This window comes from Burkholderiales bacterium, assembly GCA_036262035.1.
Taxonomy (GTDB): Bacteria; Pseudomonadota; Gammaproteobacteria; order Burkholderiales; family SG8-41; genus JAQGMV01.
Genome location: DATAJS010000010.1, coordinates 102,253 through 118,593 on the forward strand (window position 1 = coordinate 102,253; position 16,341 = coordinate 118,593).

12 protein-coding genes are annotated in these 16,341 nt (G+C 65.1%); 9 read left to right on the forward strand and 3 right to left on the reverse strand.

Annotated features, from left to right (window positions below; translation table 11 throughout):
* Positions 1 to 221 precede the first annotated feature (221 nt).
* Positions 222 to 2,756 carry a DNA topoisomerase III gene (locus VHP37_08455; protein ID HEX2826361.1) on the forward strand — a complete coding sequence of 845 codons (2,535 nt, stop codon included), beginning with the start codon at positions 222 to 224 and terminating at the stop codon, positions 2,754 to 2,756.
* Positions 2,757 to 2,918: 162 nt separating this feature from the next.
* On the opposite strand, the gene gyrB is transcribed toward VHP37_08455, so the two are convergent.
* The 3 genes from gyrB to dnaA form a co-directional block, all read right to left on the reverse strand.
* Positions 2,919 to 5,405 (reverse strand): DNA topoisomerase (ATP-hydrolyzing) subunit B, encoded by a 2,487-nt coding sequence (gene gyrB, locus VHP37_08460; protein HEX2826362.1) that lies wholly within the window; start codon positions 5,403 to 5,405, stop codon positions 2,919 to 2,921.
* 22 nt (positions 5,406 to 5,427) lie between these two features.
* Positions 5,428 to 6,537: a DNA polymerase III subunit beta gene (dnaN, locus tag VHP37_08465; protein HEX2826363.1), complete on the reverse strand. Its 1,110-nt coding sequence runs from the start codon at positions 6,535 to 6,537 to the stop codon at positions 5,428 to 5,430.
* 194 nt (positions 6,538 to 6,731) lie between these two features.
* Positions 6,732 to 8,057, reverse strand: coding sequence for a chromosomal replication initiator protein DnaA (gene dnaA / locus VHP37_08470; GenBank protein HEX2826364.1), 1,326 nt, complete (start codon positions 8,055 to 8,057; stop codon positions 6,732 to 6,734).
* A 196-nt stretch (positions 8,058 to 8,253) separates the two neighbouring features.
* Between dnaA and rpmH the strand changes: the two genes are divergently transcribed.
* From rpmH to VHP37_08510, 8 genes are all read left to right on the forward strand, one after another.
* Positions 8,254 to 8,388, forward strand: coding sequence for a 50S ribosomal protein L34 (rpmH, locus tag VHP37_08475; protein ID HEX2826365.1), 135 nt, complete (start codon positions 8,254 to 8,256; stop codon positions 8,386 to 8,388).
* A gap of 26 nt (positions 8,389 to 8,414) precedes the next feature.
* Positions 8,415 to 8,858, forward strand: coding sequence for a ribonuclease P protein component (rnpA, locus tag VHP37_08480; protein ID HEX2826366.1), 444 nt, complete (start codon positions 8,415 to 8,417; stop codon positions 8,856 to 8,858).
* Positions 8,858 to 10,570: a membrane protein insertase YidC gene (gene yidC / locus VHP37_08485; protein HEX2826367.1), complete on the forward strand. Its 1,713-nt coding sequence runs from the start codon at positions 8,858 to 8,860 to the stop codon at positions 10,568 to 10,570. The genes rnpA and yidC overlap by 1 nt, the downstream gene beginning before the upstream one ends.
* Before the next feature lie 39 nt (positions 10,571 to 10,609).
* Positions 10,610 to 11,950 carry a tRNA uridine-5-carboxymethylaminomethyl(34) synthesis GTPase MnmE gene (gene mnmE / locus VHP37_08490; GenBank protein ID HEX2826368.1) on the forward strand — a complete coding sequence of 447 codons (1,341 nt, stop codon included), beginning with the start codon at positions 10,610 to 10,612 and terminating at the stop codon, positions 11,948 to 11,950.
* 206 nt (positions 11,951 to 12,156) lie between these two features.
* Positions 12,157 to 14,055, forward strand: a complete 1,899-nt coding sequence (gene mnmG / locus VHP37_08495; protein ID HEX2826369.1) for a tRNA uridine-5-carboxymethylaminomethyl(34) synthesis enzyme MnmG — start codon at positions 12,157 to 12,159, stop codon at positions 14,053 to 14,055.
* Positions 14,052 to 14,678, forward strand: a complete 627-nt coding sequence (gene rsmG / locus VHP37_08500; protein ID HEX2826370.1) for a 16S rRNA (guanine(527)-N(7))-methyltransferase RsmG — start codon at positions 14,052 to 14,054, stop codon at positions 14,676 to 14,678. Before mnmG ends, rsmG begins: the two co-directional genes overlap by 4 nt.
* Positions 14,675 to 15,457, forward strand: a complete 783-nt coding sequence (locus VHP37_08505) for a ParA family protein (protein HEX2826371.1) — start codon at positions 14,675 to 14,677, stop codon at positions 15,455 to 15,457. The genes rsmG and VHP37_08505 overlap by 4 nt, the downstream gene beginning before the upstream one ends.
* On the forward strand, positions 15,451 to 16,326 hold the full coding sequence (locus tag VHP37_08510) for a ParB/RepB/Spo0J family partition protein (GenBank protein ID HEX2826372.1): 876 nt from the start codon (positions 15,451 to 15,453) through the stop codon (positions 16,324 to 16,326). The genes VHP37_08505 and VHP37_08510 overlap by 7 nt, the downstream gene beginning before the upstream one ends.
* The last annotated feature ends 15 nt before the right edge of the window (positions 16,327 to 16,341 follow it).

A 16,341-nucleotide genomic window follows, 5' to 3' on the forward strand; every position in this document is an offset into this window, starting at 1 on the left:
CGCGCGATGAGCCACGCGCTCTGTAAGGCGCCATCCGACAGGCGCCAAGGTACGTGCGTTGCTCCGTCAACGCCTCGCGCCGTGAAACTTTTCACGTGCGACACGGTCGCTTGCACTTCGACGCCGTTTGTTCTTATCATCGGCGCTCTTTTTGCGGCGCAGCGCGCTTTTCGCGTCTTCGATCGTCGCTTCATCAACGTTTCCGCTCATTGAACGCACGCATGACAAAGAAACTGATCATTGCCGAGAAGCCTTCCGTGGCCGGCGATATCGCGCGCGCCCTCGGCGGTTTCAAGAAGCACGACGACTATTACGAGAGCGACGAGTACGTCGTCTCGTCGGCGGTCGGCCATCTGCTCGAGCTCGTGGTGCCCGACGAGTACGAGGTCAAGCGCGGCAAATGGTCGTTCGCGCACCTGCCGGTCATTCCGCCGCACTTCGATCTGAAACCGGTCGAGAAAACCGAGGCGCGCCTGAGGCTCCTGACCAAGCTCATCAAGCGCAAGGACATCGACGGGCTGGTGAACGCGTGCGACGCGGGCCGCGAAGGCGAGCTCATCTTCCGCTACATCGCGCGCCACGCGAAAACGACCAAACCGATTCAGCGCCTGTGGCTGCAGTCGATGACGCCCGCGGCGATCCGCGCGGGCTTCGAGCAGCTTCGCGCCGATGCCGAGCTGCTGCCGCTCGCCGATGCGGCGACGTGCCGCTCGGAATCCGACTGGCTGGTCGGCATCAACGGCACGCGCGCGATGACCGCGTTCAATTCGAAGAGCGGCGGCTTCCACAAGACGCCGGTCGGCCGCGTACAGACGCCGACGCTGGCGATCCTGGTCGAGCGCGAGGAGAAGATCAAGCAGTTCGTCTCGCGCGATTACTGGGAAGTGCACGCGGTCTTCGAGGTCGACGCCGGCGAATACAACGGGCGCTGGTTCGACGAGAGCTTCAGGAAAAAAAGCGAAGACGACGAGCATGCGCGCGCCGAGCGCATCTGGGACGAGAAACGCGCGAACGACATTCGCGCCCGATGCGAAGGACAGCCCGGCGAGATCAGCGAAGAGAGCAAGCCTTCGACCCAGCTCTCGCCGCAGCTCTTCGATCTGACGAGCCTGCAGCGCGCGGCCAACGGCCGCTTCGGCTTCTCCGCGCGCATGACGCTGTCGATCGCGCAGGCGCTCTACGAAAAGCACAAGGTGCTGACGTATCCCCGGACCGATTCGCGCGCGCTGCCCGAGGATTACATCGGCACCGTCAGGGACACGATGGAGTCGCTCGTCGGCGAGAGCAAGGGAAAAGCGAACGCCGCGCATCCTTATGCGACGTTCGCGTCGAAGGTTTTGAAGAACGACTGGGTCAAGCCCAACAAGCGCATCTTCAACAACGCCAAGGTCTCGGACCACTTCGCGATCATTCCGACCGCGCTGCCGCCCAAGCATCTGTCGGAGGCGGAGCAGAAGCTCTACGACCTCGTCGTGCGGCGCTTTCTGGCGGTGTTCTATCCGCCCGCCGAGTACCAGATCACCACGCGCATCACGCGCGTCGCCAATGAGGCGTTCAAGAGCGAAGGCAAGGTGCTCAAGCAGGCCGGTTGGCTCGAAGTTCACGGCAAGGAAGTCCAGGGCGACGACGACGAGGCGAATCTCGTACCGGTGACCGACGGCGAGATCGCCAGGACCGAGAGCGTCGACGTCGTGCCGAACAAGACCAAGCCGCCGGCGCGCTTCACCGAGGCCACGCTGCTGACGGCCATGGAAGGCGCGGGCAAGCTCGTCGAAGACGAAGAGCTGCGCGACGCCATGAAGGAACGCGGCCTGGGCACGCCCGCGACGCGCGCGGTGATCATCGAGAAGCTGATCGCCGAAGAGTACGTCGTGCGCAACCAGCGCGAGCTGCAGCCCACGGCGAAAGCGTTTTCGCTCCTGACCCTGCTGCGCGGGCTCGACATCCCCGAGCTCGTGTCGCCGGAGCTCACCGGCGAATGGGAGTACAGGCTCAAGGAGATGGAGCACGGCAAGCTCTCGCGCGACAAGTTCATGCAGGGCATCGCGGAGATGACCCGGCACATCGTCGAGCGCGCCAAGGCGCACGAGAGCGATACGGTGCCCGGCGACTACGTGACGCTCACCGAGCCGTGCCCGAAGTGCGGCGGCGAGATTCGCGAGAATTACAAGAAGTTCCAGTGCCAGAAGTGCGATTTCGCGCTGTGGCGCATCCTGTCGGGCCGGCAGTTCGAGCCGGCGGAGATCGAAGAGCTGATCCGCGAACGCAAGGTCGGCCCGTTGCAGGGTTTCCGCAGCCGCCTGGGTAAACCCTTCGCCGCGATCATCAAGCTCAACGACGAGCTCAAGCTCGAGTTCGACTTCGGCCAGCCGCAGGACTCAGCCGATGCCGAGCCCGTCGACTTCTCGGGCGAGGAAACGCTGGGGCCGTGCCCGAAGTGCGGCTCGAACGTCTACGCCCACGGCATGGCCTACATCTGCGAGAAGGCGGTCGGCGCGTCCCGCGCGTGCGACTTCCGCTCGGGCAAGATCATCCTGCAGCGCCCGATCGAGTCGGAGCAGATGAAGAAGCTGCTGAAGGAAGGCAAGACCGACCTCCTGCATCGCTTCATCTCGAAGAAGGGCAGGCCGTTCTCGGCTTTTCTCGTCAAGGGCGCGGACGGCAAAGTGAGCTTCGAGTTCGCGCCGAAAGCGACGGCGACGAAGACGACCGCCAAGAAGGCGCCGGCGGCGCGGGCGCGCAAGACCGCGACGTGAACGGCGCGGTGCGTTACGCCGCCTGACGCGAAAATTCGATTCCCGATCACATCGCGCTTTCGCGCGGTCGGGAATGACGGTGTTCGCAAGCCGTCATTCCCGCGAAGGCGGGAACCCCTTTTGACGTTTTAGCCCAGGGCGCGCGAGCGGACCGCTACGATCTCAGACGTCGATGTTGCGTGCGCCCAGCGCGTTGGTCTCGATGAAGTTCCTGCGCGGCTCGACCTGGTCACCCATCAGGGTGGCGAAGATCTCCTCGGCGGTGATCGCGTCCTCGATCTGGGTCTTGAGCAGACGGCGGGTGCTGGGATCCATGGTCGTTTCCCAGAGCTGCTCGGGATTCATCTCGCCCAGCCCCTTGTAACGCTGGGTCGATACGCCGCGCTGCACTTCGGCGAGCACCCATTCGATCGCTTCGCGGAAGTCCTTGACCGGGTGCAGCTGGTCGCCCCGCTTCACGTACGCGCCTTCGCCGAGCAGGCCGTGGATGACCTGGCCGGTCTTCCTGATCTGTGCGTAATCGCCGCTCTGGAGGAAGTCGGCGTCGATATAGCCATGGCGGACCACGCCGTGCTGGGTGCGGCTGATCGCGAGCACGTAGCGCTCGAGCTTCTCGTCGAACTTCGGCTCCACGGCAAGGTTACCGTCCCCGAGCAGCGCCGCCAGCGAGCGGGCGCTCTCTTCCGCGTGCGCCTGATCGGACAGATCGAGGTCCGGCGAGCCTTTCAGCATCGCATACAGCACTTCCTCGTCGATGAGGCGCGCTTCTCGCTGGATCACCGCTTCGGCGAGCAGGTATTCCTTCGCCACCTCCTCGAACGCTTCGCGCGAGAGCGGCGTCGTCTCGTTCGCGGCGGTGTAGAGCTCGGCTTCGGCGAGGGCGAGCTTGAGCAGATACTCCTTCAGCTCGTGCTCGTCCTTCAGATAGCGCTCCTGCTTGCCGTGCTTCACCTTGTAGAGCGGCGGCTGGGCGATGTAGATGTGGCCGCGCTCGATGAGATCGGGCATCTGGCGATAGAAGAACGTCAGCAGCAGCGTGCGGATGTGCGAGCCGTCGACGTCCGCGTCGGTCATGATGATGACACGGTGGTAGCGCAGCTTGTCGGGCGAGAACTCTTCCTTGCCGATGCCGGTGCCGAGCACGCTGATCAGGGTCGCGATCTCCTGCGAGGAGAGCAGCTTGTCGAGACGCGCGCGCTCGACGTTCAGGATCTTGCCCTTGAGCGGCAGGATCGCCTGGTTCTTGCGGTCGCGGCCCTGTTTGGCCGACCCGCCCGCCGAATCGCCCTCGACGATATAGAGCTCGCACAGCGCGGGATCGCGTTCCTGGCAATCCGCGAGCTTGCCCGACAGGCCGAACGAATCGAGCACGCCCTTGCGCCGCGTGAGCTCGCGCGCCTTGCGCGCGGCTTCGCGAGCCCGGGCGGCGTCGATGATCTTGCTGGTGATGGTCTTGGCGTCGCTGGGTTTCTCGAGCAGGAATTCCGCCAGCTTCTGCGCGACGATCTCCTCGACGACCGGCCGCACTTCCGAGGAGACGAGCTTGTCCTTGGTCTGCGAGGAGAACTTCGGATCGGGCACCTTCACCGACAGCACGGCGGTCAGACCTTCCTTCATGTCGTCGCCGGTGGTCTCGACTTTGGCTTTCTTGGCCAGCTCGGTCGCTTCGATGAACTGGTTGAGCGTGCGGGTCATCGCCGCGCGCAAGCCCGTGAGGTGCGTGCCGCCGTCGCGCTGCGGGATGTTGTTGGTGAAGCACTGGACCGATTCCTGGTACGAGTCGTTCCACTGCATCGCCACCTCGACGGTGATGCCCTCTTTCTCGCCGACGGCGTAGAAGATGTTCGGATGCAGGACGTTCTTCGAGCGGTTCATGTACTCGACGAAGCCCTTGATGCCGCCGCTGAACGCGAAGTTATCTTCCTTGCCGCTGCGCTGGTCGATCAGCTTGATCTTGACGCCGTTGTTCAGGAAGGAGAGCTCGCGGATGCGCTTGGCGAGGATCTCGTAGTGGTATTCGACGTTGCTGAAGATCTCCTTCGCCGCGAGGAAATGCACCTCGGTACCGCGGCGCTCGGTCTTGCCGACCGCTTTCAGCGGGGCCACGGCTTCGCCCAGGCGGAATTCCATGGAGTGCACTTCGCCGTCGCGCCTGATGGTCAGTCGCAGCCATTCGGACAGCGCGTTGACGACGGAGACGCCGACGCCGTGCAGGCCGCCGGAGATCTTGTACGAGTTGCTGTCGAACTTGCCGCCGGCGTGGAGCTCGGTCATCACCACTTCCGCGGTCGAGCGTCTGAGCTCGTCCTCGGGATGGATGGCGGTGGGAATCCCGCGCCCGTTGTCGACGACGCTGATCGAATTGTCGGGATGGATGGTGATCGTGATGTCGTCGCAGTAGCCTGCGAGCGCCTCGTCGATCGCGTTGTCGAGCACCTCGAACACCATGTGGTGCAGGCCGGTGCCGTCGCTCGTATCCCCGATGTACATGCCGGGGCGCTTGCGCACGGCCTCCAGCCCCTTGAGCATCTTGATGCTGCTGGCGCCGTATTCCTCGGCTCCGCGCGGCTCGTTGACCTCGCCACCGTTACCGTTGCTGCCGTTGGTGCCGTTGCTCTTTTCGGGAATCTGATCGTTTTCCTGGGTCATTCGGTTCAATCGAAGGTGGCGGTCAGATGCGCATCGGCATGACGACGTAGCGGTAATCGGCCCGCTCGGGGAGGGTGACGAGCATGCTGCTGTTCGCGTCGCCGAAGGCGCAGTCGATGCACTCGGCGTCGACGTTGTTCAGCACGTCGAGGAGATACGTGATGTTGAAACCGACGTCGAGCGCGTCACCGCTGTAGTCGACCTCGAGCTCTTCCTGGGCTTCTTCCTGCTCGTTGTTCGTGCAGGAGATGCGCAGGCCGTTCTCCATGAGCATCCAGCGCACGCCCCTGAACTTCTCGTTCGAGAGGATCGCAGCGCGCTGGAGAGCCTGCAGGAGCAACACTCTATTGACAGCGATATGCTTCTGATAGTTCGTGGGAATCACCCGGGTGTAATCGGGGAACTTGCCGTCGATCACCTTGGTGGTGAGCTCGACGTCGGCGAAGCGGAAGCGCACCTGGTTGGCGAAGAGCTCGATCGCCACCGGCTCATCGGTATCGCCGAGCAGCCGCGACAGCTCGAGCACCGCCTTGCGCGGCAGGATGACTTCGCGCTTCTCGTCCTGCTTGTCGATCGCCCCGCTGGCGTAGGACAGCCGATGGCCGTCGGTCGCGACGACTTTCATCTGGGTCCCCTCGAGCACGATCAGCATGCCGTTCAGGTAGTAGCGGATGTCCTGCTGCGCCATGGCGAACTGCACCAGGAGGAGGAGATCCTTGAGCGCTTTCTGCGCGATGGTGACCGTGGTGAGCGGCGCGCCCGAATCGGCGAGCAGGGGGAAGTCGGCCGCCGGCAGCGTCTGCAGGTTGAAGCGGCTCTTACCGGCTTTGACCTGGAGCCGGTTGTTCTGCGCGTCCAGCGCGATTGACGTCCCTTCGGGCATCGAGCGCAGGATGTCCTGGAGCTTGCGCGCGCTGACGGTGAGCTGCTGGTCGTCGGCGCCGCCCTTGCCTGTCTCGCAGCGTGTCAGGACCTGGATCTCGAGGTCGGTGGCGACGAGCCGAAGGTGATCGGCTTTCTTTTCCAGCAGGACGTTCGACAGTATCGGAAGCGTGTGGCGCTTCTCGACGATCCCCGTGACCGCCTGCAGGGGTTTCAATAACGCGTCGCGGTCGATCTGAAGAAGTTTCATAAGTTACTTCTTTAATTTAGTAGTTCTAATAAGCATGCCGGTTTTCTGTGGATGAGCGCGAGAAGCGTTGCGCATCATGCATTTGCCGTCACGCGAGCGTGTGGATGAACCCAAGGATGAATGCGGGAGCGATTGTGGAGCGAAAACAGCGTTCGCCTCGATCAGCCGCTTATCCACAATCTGTCCAGCGGATTTCAACTGCGTAGCACTTTCAGGAGCGAGTTGACGTCGCGCGTGATGTCGCTGTTGCTCGACCGCAGGTCCGCGATCTTCCTGCACGCGTGCAGCACGGTGGTATGGTCGCGGCCGCCGAAGGCTTCGCCGATGTCGGGCAGCGAGAGCTGCGTGAGCTCCTTGGCGAGCGCCATCGCGACCTGGCGCGGTCGCGCGACGTTGCGGCTCCTCTTCTTCGAATACATCTCGGAGACCTTGATCTTGTAGTAGTCGGCGACCGTCTTCTGGATGTTCTCGATCGAGATCTGACGGTTCTGCACCGCGAGCAGATCCTTCAACGCTTCACGGCAGAGATCGATCGAAAGCTCCTGTCCCGAGAAGCGCGAGTAGGCGAGCACGCGCTTCAATCCGCCTTCGAGCTCGCGCACGTTCGACTGGATGTGCTTGGCGAGGAAGAACGCGACCGACTGCTCGAGTTCGACTTTCTCGGCTTCCGCTTTCTTCAAGAGGATCGCCACGCGCATCTCGAGCTCGGGCGGCTCGACCGCGACGGTGAGACCCCACCCGAAGCGCGAGATCAGGCGGTTCTCCATGCCCGCGATCTCTTTCGGATAGGTGTCGCAGGTGATGACGACCTGCTTGTGCGACTCGATCAGCGCGTTGAAGGCGTAGAAGAACTCTTCCTGCGTGCGGCTCTTGCCGCTGAAGAACTGGATGTCGTCGATGAGCAGCAGGTCGAGCGAGTGGTAATAGCGCTTGAAGTCGTCGAAGGCCTTGTGCTGGTAGGCGCGTACCACGTCGGACACGTACTGCTCGGCATGGATGTAGCGGATCTTGCTCTCGGGCGCGCGCGACAGGAGCTGGTTGCCGATCGTGTGGATCAGGTGCGTCTTGCCGAGGCCGACCCCGCCGTAGATGAAGAGGGGGTTGTAGGCGGCGCCGGGGCGCTCGGCGACCTGGGCCGCGGCGGCGCGGGCGAGCTCGTTCGCCTTGCCGGTCACGAAGCTCTCGAAGGTGAAGCTCGGATTCAGCCGGGAAACGTCCCGGGAGGGCTTGGGCTGGGGGACCTCGGCGGCCGCGGGCACGTGCACGGCGGGGGCGGAGAGCTCTTTTTCGGCCAGCAGCAGGCGCACCTCGACCGCACCTTTCAACTGCTCCGCGGCGAGCTCCTGGATGCGGGCGTAGAACTTGTCCCGGATCCACTGCAAAACGAACCGGTTGGGGGCGGTCAGGACGACGGTAGCGCCGTCGGTCTCGCACTTTAAGGGCTTGATCCAGGTGGTGAATTGTTGCGGTGGGAGTTCCTGCTCGAAATGGGCGAGGCAGTGGCGCCAGAAGCTGTTCATCACGTGGAAATAACTTGTTCTTGCCCCTGGGAAGGGCGGCTTTGCGGACCTTCGATTTTACGCCGATCGGACCGAGTTATCCACAAGCGAAACCGGCGTCGAGGCACGCTCGGAGCAGTGGCTGAAATGATTGACAGGTCAGCGGCCTACGGGGTGTAATAGCAAGTTTTTCAGCCCCCTCCCGCAAGGCCTAACCATGAAGCGAACTTATCAGCCCTCGAAGACCCGTCGCGCCCGCACCCACGGCTTTCGCGCGCGCATGAAGACCAAGAGCGGCCGTGCCGTCATCAACGCGCGCCGCGCCAAGGGCCGCGCACGCCTCGCGGTTTAGGACACACGCTCGCGGCTCCCGCGCATGTGACGCGGCGCGCGAAAGCCCGGGCCGGGGTCTTACGCCGGCCCGGCGAGTTCGAGGCCGTGCTCCGGTCCGGAGTGCGGGTATCGAGCAGGAGCTTCGTGGCGCGGGCCATACCCAACAGCGTCGAGGCGCCCCGCCTGGGGCTCATCGCCGGACGCAAAGCCGCCAAGCGCGCGGTGGACCGCAACCGCGCGAAGCGCCTCGTCAGAGAAGTCTTCCGGGCCGGTGCAGCCGCATTCGGACCCTTTGACGTGACCATACAGCTGCGCAGCGATCTGCGCGGTCAGAACAACGAAGCGGTGCGCACCGAGCTCCGCGGCCTGCTGGACAGTCTCGGACGGCGTTGCAAGGCCGACCGGGCTCGTACCGACAATGCCGCGAAGCGAGCCGCCGACAGCGGCGACGCCGCAGCGGCCGGTGCCGTACCTCACGGGCATCAGTGATGGATTCTCCTCAACGCTTCATCCTCATCATCGTCTTCGCGATGTCGTTGTTCATGCTCGTCGACGCATGGCAGCGGGATCAGCACCCGCCGGCACCTTCGAAACCGGCCGCGACCGCCCAGCACAAAGATGCGAGCGTGCCGTCGACGCCGACCGCAACGCCGAATGCCGCGGTGCCGGCGGCGACTGCGACCGTCGCGAGCGCGCCCGCGGCAGCGCCCGCCGCTTTGCCGACGGGCGGAACGCCCATCCTCGTCGAGACCGATGTCTACCGTGCCGAGATCAGCACGCTGGGCGGCGACTTGCGGCGCCTGGAATTCCTCCATCACCGCGCCGTCGAGGACGAGAAAAAGAATTTTGTCCTCTTTGAACAGCGGCCAGATCACGTCTACGTCGCTCAATCGGGGCTAACTGGCGGCGAACTACCCAATCATTTGACGCCGTTCACCGCGCAGGCGACGCAATACAAGCTGGCGGCAGGGTCGAATACGGTGGAAGTGCGGCTCGAAGCTGCGCCGGTGAACGGTGTGAAGGTGGCGAAGATCTACCGCTTTCACCGCGGCAGCTACCTGATCGACGTTGCTTTCGAGATCACCAATGGCGGCTCGGCGGCGATACAGCCGTTCGTCTATACGCAGGTGCTCCGCGACGACAAGCCGCCGGCGGGCGACTCGTCCATGGTCCCGACCTTCACCGGCGTGGGCGTCTATACCGAAGCCGAGAAATTCCACAAGGTTCCGTTCTCGGACATCGAAAAGAACAAGGCGTCGTATCCGAAGTCGAGCAACGACGGCTGGATCGCGATGCTCCAGCATTACTTCCTCGCGGCGTGGCTGCCCAAGAACGGCTCGCCGCGCGAGTTCTACGCGCGCAAGCTCGACAATCAGAATCTCTACGCCGCGGGCGTGAAAGTGCCGGCGCCGGCGATCCAGCCGGGCGCCACGGCCACGGTCGACGTCCCGCTCTACGCCGGGCCGCAGGAGCAGGACCGGCTCGCCCAGATCGCGCCCGGGCTCGATCTGTCGGTCGACTACGGCTGGCTCACGGTCATCGCAGTGCCGCTTTTCTGGATCCTGTCGAAGATCTACGCCTTCGTCGGCAACTGGGGCGCGGCGATCATCATCCTCACGGTGATCATCAAGCTGCTCTTCTATCCGCTGTCGGAAGCAAGCTACAAGTCGATGGCGAAGATGCGCGTCGTCGCGCCGAAGCTCCAGCGCCTGAAGGAGCAGTACGGCGACGACCGCCAGCGCATGCAGCAGGCGATGATGGAGCTCTACAAGACCGAGAAGATCAATCCGCTCGGGGGCTGCCTGCCGATCGTCGTCCAGATCCCGGTCTTCATCTCGCTCTACTGGGTGCTCCTCGCGAGCGTGGAGCTGCGGCACGCGCCCTTCATGCTCTGGATTCACGATCTCTCGCGGCCCGATACGCTCTTCGGCACGTGGTTCGGAGCGCCGATCGGGCTCCTGCCCATCCTGATGGGCGCGACCATGATCATCCAGACCCGCCTCAACCCTGAACCGCCCGATCCGGTGCAGGCGAAGGTCATGAAGATCATGCCGATCGCGTTCTCGGTATTCTTCTTCTTCTTCCCGGCGGGTCTGGTGCTCTACTGGCTCGTCAACAACGTGCTCTCCATCCTCCAGCAATGGAACATCAACCGCAGGCTCGGAGGCCCCGCGAAGCCCGCGGCGGCGAAGAAGAGCTAAGCCGTGAAGCCCGCCACCGCGGCGGCTGACGGCGTCCCGATGCGCGAACGGGACACCATCGCCGCCATCTCCACGGCGCCGGGGCGGGGCGGCATCGGCATCGTCCGCGTTTCCGGTCAAGCCCTCGGCGCCTTCGCCGAGGCGTTGACCGGAAGCGCGCCGACGCCGCGGCGCACGGCCTTGCGGGTCTTCCGCGACGCGGCCGGCGAACCGATCGACGAAGGCATCGCGGTTTACTTCGCGGCGCCCCGTTCCTACACCGGCGAAGACGTCCTCGAGCTCCACGGCCACGGCGGCCCCGTCGTGCTGCGCCTCCTGCTGCAGCGCTGCGTGGAGCTCGGCGCGCGTGTTGCCGAGCCCGGCGAGTTCACGCGGCGCGCTTTCCTGAACGGCAAGCTCGATCTCGCGCAGGCCGAAGGCGTGATCGACCTCATCGATGCCTCGACCGCGCAGGCGGCGCGCTGTGCGGTGCGCTCGTTACAGGGCGAATTCTCGGCGCGGGTGCATGCGCTCGATGCCGCGATCGTCGAATTGAGGATGCTGGTCGAGGCGACGCTCGACTTTCCGGAAGAAGAGATCGACAGCCTCGATCGGGAGGACGCTGCGCGCCGGCTCGCGTCGCTGCGCAGCCTGCTCGATGAGGTCCTGCGCGCGGCGCGCCAGGGCAGCCTCATGCGCGAAGGCCTGCATGTGGTGCTCGCCGGACCGCCGAACGTCGGCAAGTCGAGCCTGCTGAACCGTCTGGCAGGGGAGGAGCTTGCCATCGTCACCGACGTTCCGGGCACGACGCGCGACACGATCCGCCAGGCGATCGATCTCGGCGGCGTGCCCGCGTATATCGTCGACACCGCAGGCTTGCGGGAATCGGACGACCCGGTGGAGAAGATCGGGATCGAGCGCACGTGGAAGGCGATCGACGAAGCGGACGCGTTGGTCCTGCTCACCGACGTCACTCGTTCGGACGACGCCGCTCGCGATCGACTCGTCGAGCGCATTCCGCCCGAAGTGCCGCGAATCCGCGTGATCAACAAGATCGATCTCACGGGGGACACGCCGGGGGTCGACCCGACGCAGGACGGTGCGGTGGTCCGCCTGTCCGCGCGGAGCGGCGCGGGAATCGAGGACCTGCGGCAGGTGCTGCTCGCGATCGCCGGCTGGGAAGGACGTGCGGAAACGGCGTTTCTCGCGCGCGAGCGGCACCTGCAGGCGCTGCGCGCCGCGTCCGAGCACCTCGGACGGGCGCACGACCAACAGCGGACGGTAGAGCTTTTCGCCGAAGAGCTGCGGCTCGCGCACGAGCGCCTGGCCGCCATCGTCGGCGAATTCACCGCGGACGATCTTCTGGGCGAGATTTTCTCTAGATTCTGCATCGGTAAGTGACGCGTCGGCAGGCGCGTCATCCCGGACCTGTCCGCGGTAGCGGACTCGATCCGGGATTCCATGGTGATTTGATTCAGGCCAGAGCAAATGTTCCACGTGAAACATGAGGCCTCGCGCCCATGTTCCACGTGAAACATCGCCGGCAGCGGTAGTGCCGAAGTTCTAAATCCGCTATCATTCCGCCCCCGAAGGACCACACTTCGCCCATGTCGCAAGCGCTTGAAAAATTTGACGTTATCGTTGTCGGCGGCGGCCATGCAGGCACCGAGGCGGCGTTGGCGAGCGCGCGCATGGGCTGTTCGACGCTGCTGCTGACCCACAACGTCGAGACGCTGGGCCAGATGTCGTGCAATCCGTCGATCGGCGGCATCGGCAAGGGCCACCTGGTCAAGGAAGTCGATGCCTTGGGCGGCGCGATGGCCGCCGCCACCGACGAAGCCGGCATCCAGTTCCGCATCCTCAATTCGCGCAAGGGCCCCGCGGTCCGCGCGACCCGTGCCCAGGCCGACCGGGTGCTCTACAAGCAGGCGATCCGGCGGCGGCTCGAAAATCAACCGAACCTGCGCATTTTTCAGCAGGCGGTCGATGACCTCGTTCTGGACGGCGACCGCGTGGTCGGCGCGGTCACCCAGATCGGCGTGCGCTTCGAAGCGAGGGCGATCGTCCTGACCACCGGGACGTTCCTTTCCGGGCTGATTCACGTCGGGCTCCAGAACTATCAAGGCGGTCGGGCAGGGGATCCGCCGGCGGTCGGCCTCGCGCGACGCCTCCGCGAGCTGAATCTCCCGGTCGGACGGCTCAAAACCGGCACGCCGCCGCGCATCGACGGCCGCAGCATCGATTTCGCGGCGATGACCGAGCAGCCCGGCGACGACCCGGCGCCGGTGTTCTCCTTTCTGGGGTCGGTTTCGCAGCACCCGCAGCAGCTGCCGTGCTGGATCACTCACACCAACGCGCGCACGCACGACATCATCCGCGGCGGTCTCGACCGCTCGCCGATGTTCACCGGCGTCATCGAAGGCGTGGGCCCGCGCTACTGTCCGTCGATCGAAGACAAGATCCATCGCTTCGCAGACAAGGCGTCGCACCAGATCTTCCTCGAGCCCGAAGGGCTGACGGTCAACGAGTTCTATCCGAACGGAATTTCGACGAGCCTGCCGTATGACGTGCAGTTCGAGCTCGTGCGCTCCATCGACGGCCTCGAGCACGCGAACATCACGCGGCCGGGCTACGCGATCGAGTACGACTACCTCGATCCGCGCGCGCTGAAAGCGTCTCTCGAATCCAAGGTGATCGCCGGATTGTTCCTCGCCGGACAGATCAACGGCACGACGGGCTACGAGGAAGCCGCCGCGCAGGGGCTGCTCGCGGGTCTCAATGCGGCGCGTGCGGCGAAGGCCGCGGAGCCCTGGAGCCCCCGACGCGACGAAGCGTATCTGGGCGTACTGGTCGACGATCTCATCACGCGCGGGGTGTCCGAGCCTTACCGCATGTTCACCAGCCGCGCCGAATATCGCCTTCAGCTCCGGGAGGACAACGCCGACCTGCGCCTGACCGAAGCCGGCCGCAAGCTCGGCCTCATCGGCGATGCGCGCTGGGCCGCGTTCGAGGCCAAGCGCGAAGCGATCGCCCGCGAGCAGGCGCGGCTGAAAGCGACCTGGGTGAACCCGAAGATCGTCAGCGTCGACGAGGCGACGCGCGTTCTCGGTCAGCCGCTCGAGCGCGAATACACGCTGCAGTCGCTGCTGCGCCGGCCCGACGTCACGTATGCATCGCTGATGACGCTGCCCGGCGCCGGCCCGGGTCTCACGGACGCGCAGGCCGCCGAGCAGGTCGAGATCCAGGCGAAGTATCACGGCTACATCGAGCGCCAGAAGGAAGAGATCGAGCGCAACCTCGACAACGAGAACGCGCGCCTTCCCCCGGATATCGATTACCGGACGGTGCGCGGGCTCTCGATCGAGGTGCAGCAGAAGCTCAACCAGCACCGGCCCGAGACGCTGGGGCAGGCGGCGCGCATCTCCGGCGTCACGCCGGCGGCTATCTCGATCCTCCTCGTGCACTTGAAGCGCGGCTTCGCCGAGACTGAACAGAAATCGGCATGAGCGGCGAGCGCAGGCTCGCGAGCGGGCTCGAGAAGCTGGGGTTACCCGCGTCCGGCGATGTACCGGACAAGTTGCTCCGATACGTCGCGCTGATCGCGAAATGGAATCGGGTGTACAACCTGACGGCAGTGCGCGATCAGGGCGACATGGCCTGCGTCCATATACTGGACAGCTTGGCGGTGTTGCCGCACCTGAAGGGGCGCACGCTGCTCGACGTGGGCAGCGGTGCGGGGCTGCCCGGCATACCGCTCGCGATCGCACGGCCCGACCTCGAGGTGACTTTGCTCGACAGCAACCAGAAGAAGACGAGCTTCCAGCAGCAGGCGGCGATCGAGCTTTCGCTCGCGAACGTGTGCGCGGTCAACGTCAGGGTGGAAAGTTGGGACCCGGCGCAGCGCTTCGACGTGGTCATCTCGCGCGCCTTCGCGGAGATCGCCGATTTCGTATCGGCGGCGGGGAGATTGTGTGCCGACGGCGGCGTGCTCGTCGCGATGAAAGGGATATCTCCGGATGAAGAGCTTTCGCGTATGCCGGCGGCATACCGCGCGCGGGCGGTCGTGCCGCTCGCCGTTCCCGGCGTCGACGCCGAAAGGCATCTCGTGCTGATCGAGCGCGCCGCATGAGCCGCATACTCGCGGTCACCAACCAGAAAGGCGGCGTCGGGAAGACGACGACGAGCGTCAATCTCGCCGCGAGCCTCGGCGCCGCGAAGCGCCGCGTGCTGCTCGTCGACCTCGATCCGCAGGGCAACGCGACGATGGGGAGCGGCATCGACAAACGCTCGCTCCAGTCCACCGTCTATCAAGTCCTCATCGGCGAGCGGTCGGCTGCGGACGTGCGGGTGCGCGCGCCCTCCGGCGAGTACGACGTCCTCCCGGCCAACCGCGAGCTTGCCGGCGCGGAAGTGGAGATGGTGGACATCGAGCGCCGCGAGATCCGGCTCAAGGAAGCGCTCGCGCCGATCAGCGATCAGTACGATTTCGTGCTGCTCGACTGTCCGCCCGCGCTCAACCTGCTGACGGTCAACGGGCTCACCGCCGCGAACGCGGTGATGATCCCCATGCAGTGCGAGTACTACGCGCTCGAAGGGCTGTCGGATCTGGTCGAGACGGTGAAGAAGGTGCGCGCGCATCTCAACCCGACGCTCGAGATCGAAGGCTTGCTGCGCACGATGTACGACCCGCGCAACACCCTCGCGCAGCAGGTGTCGGCGCAGCTCATCCAGCATTTCGGCGACAAGGTCTATCGCACCGTCATCCCGCGCAACATCCGGCTCGCGGAAGCGCCTAGCCACGGGCTGCCGGTGCTCGGCTTCGACAAGTCTTCAAAAGGCGCCCAGGCCTATCTCGCGCTCGCGGGCGAGATGCTCAACCGCACGGCGCAGCTGCAAGAGGTATCGTGATGGTGAAACCCAAGGGGCTGGGACGCGGTCTCGACGCGCTGCTCGGCGGCGGCATCGACGACAAACCGGCGCCGGCCAAGGAGGCGCAGGACGGATTGCGCACGCTGGGGATCGACGAGCTTCAGCCCGGCAAATACCAGCCGCGCTCGATCATGGACGAAGCGCCGCTGGCGGAGCTCGCCGAGTCGATCAAGAGCCAGGGCATCATGCAGCCCATACTCGTGCGGCCGCTCAGGGACGGCGGCTACGAGATCGTCGCCGGCGAGCGCCGCTGGCGCGCGGCGCGGCTCGCCGGTCTGACGGCGGTGCCGACGCTGGTCAAGGACATCCCCGACCAGCAGGCGCTGGCCGCCGCGCTCATCGAGAACATCCAGCGCGAGGACCTGAATCCGCTCGAAGAGGCGCTGGGCATCCAGCGGCTCACCCAGGAATTCGGTCTCACGCACCAGCAGATCGCCGAGACGCTCGGCCGCTCGCGCACCGCGGTCACCAATTTGCTGCGGCTGCTCGAGCTCGCACCGCCCGTTCGCGAGCTGCTCGCGGAAGGAAAGATCGACATGGGCCACGCGCGCGCGCTGCTCGCGCTGCCGGTGACCCGGCAGATCGAGCTCGCGCGCGTGGCGGCGGCCAAAGGCCTCACCGTGCGGGACGTCGAGCAGCGGGTCGCCGACGCGCAGAAAAGTCCGGATCGCGAGACGCCGAAGCGCCGCGTCGACCGCGACGTCGCGCGGCTCGAAGAGGAATGGTCGCAGCGGCTGGGCACCAGCGTCGAGATCAAGAGCAAAGGCAAGCGCGGCGGCAAGCTCGTCGTGTCTTATCGCACCCTGGACGAGCTCGATCAGCTCCTCGCGCGCTTAGGGTCCGCTTAAGCGGCATCGGGTCCA

Excerpts from the sequence above, each read along its gene's own strand:
- VHP37_08455 (HEX2826361.1), top strand. The coding sequence starts at position 222 with ATGACAAAGAAACTGATCATTGCCGAGAAGCCTTCCGTGGCCGGCGAT.
- gyrB (HEX2826362.1), bottom strand. The coding sequence starts at position 5,405 with ATGACCCAGGAAAACGATCAGATTCCCGAAAAGAGCAACGGCACCAAC.
- dnaN (HEX2826363.1), bottom strand. The coding sequence starts at position 6,537 with ATGAAACTTCTTCAGATCGACCGCGACGCGTTATTGAAACCCCTGCAG.
- dnaA (HEX2826364.1), bottom strand. The coding sequence starts at position 8,057 with ATGAACAGCTTCTGGCGCCACTGCCTCGCCCATTTCGAGCAGGAACTC.
- rpmH (HEX2826365.1), top strand. The coding sequence starts at position 8,254 with ATGAAGCGAACTTATCAGCCCTCGAAGACCCGTCGCGCCCGCACCCAC.
- yidC (HEX2826367.1), top strand. The coding sequence starts at position 8,858 with ATGGATTCTCCTCAACGCTTCATCCTCATCATCGTCTTCGCGATGTCG.
- mnmE (HEX2826368.1), top strand. The coding sequence starts at position 10,610 with ATGCGCGAACGGGACACCATCGCCGCCATCTCCACGGCGCCGGGGCGG.
- mnmG (HEX2826369.1), top strand. The coding sequence starts at position 12,157 with ATGTCGCAAGCGCTTGAAAAATTTGACGTTATCGTTGTCGGCGGCGGC.
- rsmG (HEX2826370.1), top strand. The coding sequence starts at position 14,052 with ATGAGCGGCGAGCGCAGGCTCGCGAGCGGGCTCGAGAAGCTGGGGTTA.
- VHP37_08505 (HEX2826371.1), top strand. The coding sequence starts at position 14,675 with ATGAGCCGCATACTCGCGGTCACCAACCAGAAAGGCGGCGTCGGGAAG.